This window comes from Actinomycetota bacterium, from assembly GCA_005774595.1.
In the GTDB taxonomy this organism is placed as follows: Bacteria; Actinomycetota; Coriobacteriia; order Anaerosomatales; family D1FN1-002; genus D1FN1-002.
In genome coordinates this window covers 1-1,109 of record VAUM01000492.1, presented here as the reverse complement: position 1 = coordinate 1,109, position 1,109 = coordinate 1, and the positions used below count along the sequence as shown (strand labels likewise).

The 1,109-nt window shown below is 76.4% G+C and carries 1 protein-coding gene; it reads left to right on the top strand.

Annotated features, from left to right (window positions below):
- Positions 1-521: 521 nt before the first annotated feature.
- Positions 522-1,109: ribosomal-protein-alanine N-acetyltransferase (gene rimI / locus FDZ70_11215; GenBank protein TLM65297.1), on the top strand; the 588-nt coding region annotated here is incomplete at its 3' end.

Genomic DNA, 1,109 nt, shown 5'->3' with positions numbered 1-1,109 from the left:
ACCGCCAAGGGGCTCGCGCGCGGCCTCGGAGTGCCGCTCTACGGCGTCGGCACCCTCGATGCCGTCGCCCGCCGGCTGGTGCATCACGAGGGGCTGGTCGGCGTCGTGGGTGACGCGATGCGCGGTGAGGTCTACCCGGCGCTGTTCCGCTGCGGAACCGCGTGCGAGCGGCTCGGCCCGGACCGCGTGTGCCGTCCGGAAGCGGTCGCGGCGGAGTGGGCCGCGCTCGGTGAGCGGGTGCTGCTGACCGGCAACGGCCTGGCGAAGCATGCCGATGCGTTCATGGACGCGATGGGCGCCGCCGCGACGCTCGCCGGCGCCGCATACCGGTCGCCGACCGGCGCAGCCCTGCTCGCGGCGTACGCGGCCGTTCTCGGCGACGCGGGCGACGGCGACCCCGCGACGCTTCTTCCGGTCTACACGCGGCTCTCGGACGCCGAGGAGGCCGAGCGCGCGCGGACGGGCGCGGGCGGCGGCGAGACGCCGGGGACCGGCGTCGGGGGGCCGCAGGGGGCGACGCCATGAGTGCGCGCATCCGGCCCATGACCGGCGCGGACGTGCCCGCCGTGCTCGCCATCGAGCGGGCGGTCTTCACCACGCCGTGGTCCGCAGAGTCGTTCCTCGCGGAGGTCGCGCAGCCCGAGAGCCGCGAGTGGGTCGTGGCGGAGTCCGGGGCGGGCGTCGAGGGGTACGCTGGCCTGATGTTCGTGGGCGACGAGGCCCACGTGATGAACCTCGCGGTGGACGAGCGCGCCCGGCACGCCGGCTTGGGCGTGGCACTCGTCGCGCACCTGCTCGACGCCGCAGCGGCGCGCGGCGCGCGCCGCGTGACGCTGGAGGTCCGGGCGTCGAACGCGGCGGCCATCGGGCTGTACCGGCTCGCGGGGCTCTCCTCGGTCGGGGTGCGGCCGGGCTACTACGCCGACGTCGGCGAGGACGCGTCGATCATGTGGACCGAGGACCTCGACGGCGAGCTCATGCGCGAGCGTCGCGCGGCACTGCGCGAGCGTGCGGAGCGGGCGCTCGAGCTGTTCCGCCCCCCGGTCCACGCGGCGCCGGACCCGATCGCGGACGCGCCCGACACCGACCTCATCCTCGCGATCGAGACC